Source organism: Paenibacillus sp. AR247 (assembly GCF_002968895.1).
In the GTDB taxonomy this organism is placed as follows: Bacteria; Bacillota; Bacilli; order Paenibacillales; family Paenibacillaceae; genus Paenibacillus_AQ; species Paenibacillus_AQ favisporus.
In genome coordinates this window covers 445247-451432 of sequence record NZ_PCZT01000002.1, presented here as the reverse complement: position 1 = coordinate 451432, position 6186 = coordinate 445247, and the positions used below count along the sequence as shown (strand labels likewise).

The 6186-nt window shown below is 52.6% G+C and carries 6 protein-coding genes and 1 pseudogene; all 7 read left to right on the top strand.

What is annotated here, in order from left to right; all coding sequences use genetic code 11:
* On the top strand, positions 1-627 hold a 627-nt coding region (locus CPT76_RS02620; protein ID WP_258168011.1), incomplete at its 5' end, for a threonine--tRNA ligase.
* A gap of 395 nt (positions 628-1022) precedes the next feature.
* Positions 1023-1567, top strand: a pseudogene (locus CPT76_RS38760) (3D domain-containing protein).
* A gap of 167 nt (positions 1568-1734) precedes the next feature.
* Positions 1735-1959, top strand: a complete 225-nt coding sequence (locus CPT76_RS02610; RefSeq protein WP_105441835.1) for a hypothetical protein — start codon at positions 1735-1737, stop codon at positions 1957-1959.
* 215 nt (positions 1960-2174) lie between these two features.
* On the top strand, positions 2175-3281 hold the full coding sequence (gene liaF, locus CPT76_RS02605) for a cell wall-active antibiotics response protein LiaF (RefSeq protein WP_105441834.1): 1107 nt from the start codon (positions 2175-2177) through the stop codon (positions 3279-3281).
* Positions 3282-3285: 4 nt separating this feature from the next.
* The gene (locus CPT76_RS02600) at positions 3286-4299 is read left to right on the top strand and encodes a sensor histidine kinase (protein ID WP_105441833.1); all 1014 of its coding nucleotides are present in this window, start codon (positions 3286-3288) and stop codon (positions 4297-4299) included.
* A 44-nt stretch (positions 4300-4343) separates the two neighbouring features.
* A complete protein-coding gene (locus CPT76_RS02595; protein WP_076170641.1) occupies positions 4344-5000 on the top strand; it encodes a response regulator in 657 nt (218 codons plus the stop codon).
* Between the two features lie 135 nt (positions 5001-5135).
* Complete coding sequence (locus CPT76_RS02590) at positions 5136-6095, top strand: serine protease (protein WP_105441832.1); 960 nt, start codon at positions 5136-5138, stop codon at positions 6093-6095.
* Positions 6096-6186 lie beyond the last annotated feature (91 nt).

Below are 6186 nucleotides of genomic sequence, written 5' to 3'. Positions count from 1 at the left end.
GATGCCATGTGGGAAATGTCCCAGCGCATGCTGCGCGAGGTTGTGGAAGAGACAGGCATCCCGTTCTTCGAGGCCGAAGGCGAAGCCGCTTTCTACGGTCCGAAGCTCGACGTGCAGATCCGCACCGCCCTTGGCAAGGAAGAAACGCTGTCTACCGTCCAGCTGGACTTCCTGCTGCCTGAACGTTTCGAACTTGAATACGTAGGCGACGACGGGCAGAAGCACCGTCCGGTGGTCATCCACCGCGGCATTCTGGGCACGATGGAACGCTTTACGGCCTTCCTGCTGGAGAATTTTGCGGGCAACCTTCCGCTGTGGCTGTCTCCGGTGCAGGTCAAGGTCATTCCGGTCTCCATCGCATTCGAAGGCTATGCCAAGGAAGTGGCTGAGAAGCTGAAGCTTCAGGGCGTATCCGTGGAAGCGGACGTGCGCAATGAGAAGCTCGGCTATAAAATCCGCGAAGGCCAGCTTGAGAAAGTACCGTACATGTTCATCGTCGGCGATAACGAAATGAACGCGGGAACCGTGTCGATCCGCAAACGCGGAGAAGGCGACATCGGGGCCAAAACCGTGGATGAGGCGATTTCGCTGCTCCGTGAACAAATCGCCAAACGCGAAATTTTCTAAGACACAAACTCGTGTAAAACGATAACTTGATAAGCTTGCACAATCCTCTGCAAAGTGAGACGACTTCACTTTTACATGTATAAACGCCGGAACATATGGACATCCTCGCAAGTAAAGGGGGAGGATTTTATATGAACAAGGTGAAAACATGGCAGAGGATTTTGTGTTGTATGTTTCTGTTTGGCATGCTTGCAGGGGCGCCCAAGATGTATGCGGCATCCTTCTCGCTGCTGGAGAGTGACGGGGTTACGGGGAATGAAAGTGCAAAGAGTCCGATGCTGGCGGCTAATGACTATTATCAAAAGCCGTTAAAATATGCAACGAAGCCGGAAATGTTTCAGGTGGTTGATTTGAAAAAGCGGGCGGAGCAGAACGTATTTAAGCAAAATGAGTTCATGCCCAAATATACGGCCAAGGCGGCTGTTCCCGCGATCGGCAAAGCCGAGGTTAAGCCGCAGCAGGAGGCAGGTGCCGTTAAGGAGCCGTCCATGCCGGTCTTGATGCCGCGTCAGGAGCAGGTCATCCGCAAGGTGAAAGTCACGGCGACTGGATACACCGCGGGTTATGAATCCACGGGCAAACATCCGAGCCATCCGTCATACGGCATTACGTATTCCGGCGTAAAGGTGCGCAGGGACAAAAATACGATTTCGACCATCGCGGCCGACCCGAAATGGTTCCCGCTCGGAACGATCCTTTATGTGCCAGGCTACGGTTATGGTGTTGTTGCGGATACCGGTTCGGCCATAAAGGGCCGTAAGATCGACCTGTATTTCTCCACAACCAAACAGGTGTATAAGGAGTGGGGAAAAAAAGAGGTGGACGTGTTTGTGATCAAGCGGGGGAACGCAAATGCAGCGAGGAAATGCTGCAGACGTTGGGGAAAGCGATCCAGACGTATAAGACCGTCCCGGCTTCGCTGCTGGATGAAGCGGTTTAAACTATAAGGAAGCCCTGGGCCCGAAATGCGGCGCTCCAGGGCTTTTATTGTTTTCCGATACCATTTATGTATCGTTTTCCATTCTTCAAATTTGCCGTAGAACGGTATAAATTCCAGGAGGCTTCACATACTACGACAGGGGTAAATACTACGACAGGGGTAAAGCGATGCTTGGATCCCCGGCCAGACAAGCTACAGGGAAGGTGAAACCAAATAGCAAAAGAAACAAAGACAGCAACTTTAAAACGCCAAACCAAAAGTTTGACGAGGAGTTTGCCGAAATCGGAAACGAAAGCGCAACTTCCACGCAAAAGCAAAAAGTACAAAGCAGCAACTTCAAAACACCTAACCAAAAGTTTGACGAAGAATTCAAACAAAACGATCAACAATAATCATTCTTTCGTCAATTTTTCTAAAGCACCCGCTGAAAAGCGGGTGTTTTATTTTATATGGAAAAAAAAGTAATGCGCCTCGGTCTGGGGACCGAGAACAGGATCATTCCGCCGCCGCTGTCGGCCTGGCCGCCATTATTGTACACTGATATCAGATTCGCAAGCGAAGCGAAACTTTATAGGATATGAACAATGGAGTTAAAGGAGATACGGTTATGCAAAAAAAATGGGTGGACCGCCTTTTTGGAGGCCTGGTGCTGATCGCGATCGGAGTTGTGTTTTTGTTGAATCAGCTCGGATATATCGACGTCAGCTTCTGGGGACTGGTCGGAGACTACTGGCCGGTGATTCTGGTTGTTTTGGGGCTCAAAGAGCTGGCCAAGGGCCGGCGCTCATTCTTTGGCGGGGCGATCCTGCTCCTGATCGGGGCTTATTTCCTGGGCCGTAATCTGGGATGGCTCTGGATCTCGCCAGGCAATCTGTTTAAAATCATCATTCCTGCGCTGCTGATTATCGGCGGGCTGTATGTCATTTTCAAACCGAATGACCGGACCCCTCCGCCAGCCGACAAACGCCGTCCCGAGGAGCCCGTGTTTACGCCGGAACCTCCGGTGCCGCCGGAGCCGGTTGAGCTTGACGGTTCGTCCCTGGACCGGCAGTTCGAGGAGAAATTCGGCATTCCGTACAGCAAGGAGAAGGGACCGCAGGGCGTTCCGCCGAAATCCTCCTATGAGGAAGAGGTTGATATGGACGATTTTGATTCGGACGATGACGACGAAATGGACCGGATGAAGAAGCACTACAAGAACAAGTACAAGCGGCACTACAAAAGATACTACAAGCACTACGCCAGAGAGGAAGCCCGCCGGGGCGGACCATTCCGTGGACCGGATGATCATGATTGGGACCACCATGGCCCGTTCAGCGAATCCGACCACGACAAGAAAATCAACAAGTCCTCTTTTATCGGGGATATTTATCTCGGACACGATTCCTTCCAGCTGAAGCCGACCAACTTGTCCCAATTTATCGGAGACACGGTACTGGACCTGACCCGGGCGCATATTCCTTATGGGGAGACCAAAATCAACATCTCCGCGTTTATCGGCGATATCAAGGTGTACATCCCGGACGATACCGATCTGGGCGTCACGGTGAACTCAAGCTCCTTTATCGGGGATATGTCGGTGCTGAACGAATCGCGGAGCGGATTTGCAGGCAACGTTTCGACCCGTACGCCGTATTACAAGGAGGCGCGCAAAAAAATAAAAATCAACGTCAGCGCGTTTATCGGTGATATTAAAGTAAACAAAGTAGGTTGATCGGATGAAAAGTATCATGAAAAATACCAAATGGATGCTGCTGTTTTACTTCCTGCTGACCGGCCTTCTGATGACGGCGATTTTCTATATCGGCAGCGACAGCGGATATCTCGTTATTAAAGGAACCTGGGTATGGATTTATTCCTGCCTGGGGTTTCTGCTGTTGTCGATCATCATCGGATACATGGCCGGACAGCGGATTCAGAGGCGCATCGATGTGCTGGAGCTTAACATGCTTCAGGTTTCCAAAGGAAATCTGTCGGTGCGGATCGGCGAAACCGATGACCCGACGTTTGCCCGGCTCTATCATGAGTTCAACAATGTGATGGATTCGATTGAAAAGAAAATGGAGCTGCTGCAGCGGATGGGCGAGCAGGAAGTCATCGAAAAGGAAAAAGCCGCGGAATCGGCTGTTATCGAGGAGCGCCGGCGGATGGCCCGGGATCTGCACGATACCGTCAGCCAGCAGCTGTTCGCCATTCATATGTCGGCGTCGTCGCTGCCGAGGGTGCTTGAACGGAACGAGGAGCAGGGTAAAGTCGTTATGGAGCAGCTCATCACGATGTCCCAGATGGCCCAGAAGCAGATGCGGGCGCTGATTGCGCAGCTTCGTCCCGTCGAGCTGGAGGGCAAGAGCCTGGCTGAAGCGCTGGAAGTGTGGTTCCCGGACTACTGCCGCCAGAACGGCCTCAAGGGCATGAAGGAGGTCGAACTGAAGGGCAGCCTGTCGGAAGCGATCGAGCATCAGCTGTTTCTGATCATTCAGGAAGCGGTGGCAAATATTGTGAAGCATGCCCACGCCAGACTGGTCAGCATGTCGCTTCGCGAAGAGAGCCGGCAGGTGGTGCTCAGCATCAGTGACGACGGCCAGGGGTTTGACTCGATTCCGCACAGACCGGGATCGTATGGACTTTCAACGATGCGGGAGCGGGCCGAGAAGCTGGGCGGACAGGTCGAAATTATGAGCCGCCAAGGCTCGGGCACGACCATCCGTGTGCATATACCGAAGTTTACATAAGTTTATCTTGAACGGTTCATCAATACACTCAGGGGGAAATCGAAATGGCAGAGAGCGTGAAGGTGGTCATTGTGGATGATCACGATATGGTCAGAATGGGATTGAAAACATATTTGATGCTGGAGCCTTCCTTTGAAGTGATCGGGGAAGCAGGCAATGGCAAAGAGCTGCTGGATTGGCTGGACCAGCGGCCGCAGGAGGAGCATCCCGATCTGGTGCTGATGGATCTGATGATGCCGGTGATGAACGGTGCCGAAACGACGCGGGCCGTTCTGGCGAAATACCCTTCAATCAAAATCGTCATTTTGACGAGCTTTCTCGAAGACGACCTGGTGGTGGACGCGGTGGAAGCCGGAGCTGTCAGCTACGTGCTGAAGACCGTCTCGGCCGACGAACTGATCTATGCGCTGCAAGGGGCCAACCGGGGCATGCCGGTCATGACGGGGGATGTGTCCCAAGCGCTGACTAGAGGCATCCGCCAGCGGACCGTTCAGGGGGATTCCACCGGGATGACCGAACGCGAGAAGGAAGTGCTGCTGCTCGTCGCCGAAGGCAAAAGCAATAAGGATATCGCTGAGGAGCTGCATATCAGCATCAAAACAGTTAAGACCCATGTGAGCAACCTGCTGATGAAATGCGAGCTGGAAGACCGGACGCAGCTGGCCATCTACGCCCACCGCAAAGGATGGGTGCAGTCATAGCCTTTCCCGACATGTTTTATCTGCTTTTTAATTGTTTTTAATCTGTCATTAAGGTTTATAGTACATGATATAAACAGTTAAACAATATCCCTTACGGAACGCTATAAATCAGGGAAAGCAGGAGGCATGAATCACATGGACGAAAGAAACAGATTTGGCCAGCCGGAAGATTCGTTTGATCAAGAGCCAACAAAGCGTGAACAGCCGTCTTCCGATTCGAATAATTCATCTTATTACTATTCCTACGGGCCGTTTAAGTCCCTTGGAAAAGACAACAATACAGAGCATCCAGGCAGTGAGTCCTCCGACAGGCCACACTCGGAGGAAGTGGAGATCACTCCTCCGAATCCGGTCAAACAGCTTCCGGTAACCTCCAGCCAGTACCACAGCTCCGGCGAGTCCGGCAGCCCCGGACGCAGCGGAGGTTCGGGTGGCGGTAGCGGTAACAATGGCGGCGGTAACGGCAGTAACTGGCAGTTTAACCAGCGTCCGAAGACATCGGTTAAAACAGTGCTGATTTCCTTCCTCGCCGGCATGGTTGTCATCACCGGGCTGATGTTTACGGCGGATCGCATGAATCTTTTTACGCCTAACACGTCGCTTACGTCCGAACAGGCTGCCACGACAGTATCGGCTGCAGCCGATAACAGCGAGACTACCGGCAAGGCGAATACGACTTCGCTGCCGCTTTCAAAGCCGACGGATGTATCCGGGGTAGTACAAGAAGCGGGCCCGGCGGTCGTTAAAATTGAAACGCTCGTTAAACAGAGCAGCCGTACCAATTCTCAAAGTAATCCTTACCTGAATGATCCGTTCTCCTACTTCTTCGGAGACCAGTTCGGCGGCGATTCGGGTTACGGCGGATCGGGATCGGATTCCCAATCCCAAGGCTCGGGTTCGGGTTCGAATTCTTCGCAGCTCGTTCCTTACGGCATCGGTTCCGGCTTTATCTACAACAAGGAAGGTTATATCCTGACCAATCAGCACGTGGTACGAGAACGCCGACGTCATTCAGGTAACCATCGAGAACGACGAGAAGACCTACGAAGCGAAAGCTTCTGGGCAGCAGCAAAGATCTCGACCTTGCCGTTCTGAAAATCGAAGGCAACAACTAACTTCCCGACAGTACCGCTCGGCGATTCTTCGTAGCCTGAAAGTCGGTGAGCCGGTTTGTAGCGATCGGTAA

Excerpts from the sequence above, each read along its gene's own strand:
- CPT76_RS02610 (WP_105441835.1), top strand. The coding sequence starts at position 1,735 with ATGCTTGGATCCCCGGCCAGACAAGCTACAGGGAAGGTGAAACCAAAT.
- liaF (WP_105441834.1), top strand. The coding sequence starts at position 2,175 with ATGCAAAAAAAATGGGTGGACCGCCTTTTTGGAGGCCTGGTGCTGATC.
- CPT76_RS02600 (WP_105441833.1), top strand. The coding sequence starts at position 3,286 with ATGAAAAGTATCATGAAAAATACCAAATGGATGCTGCTGTTTTACTTC.
- CPT76_RS02595 (WP_076170641.1), top strand. The coding sequence starts at position 4,344 with ATGGCAGAGAGCGTGAAGGTGGTCATTGTGGATGATCACGATATGGTC.
- CPT76_RS02590 (WP_105441832.1), top strand. The coding sequence starts at position 5,136 with ATGGACGAAAGAAACAGATTTGGCCAGCCGGAAGATTCGTTTGATCAA.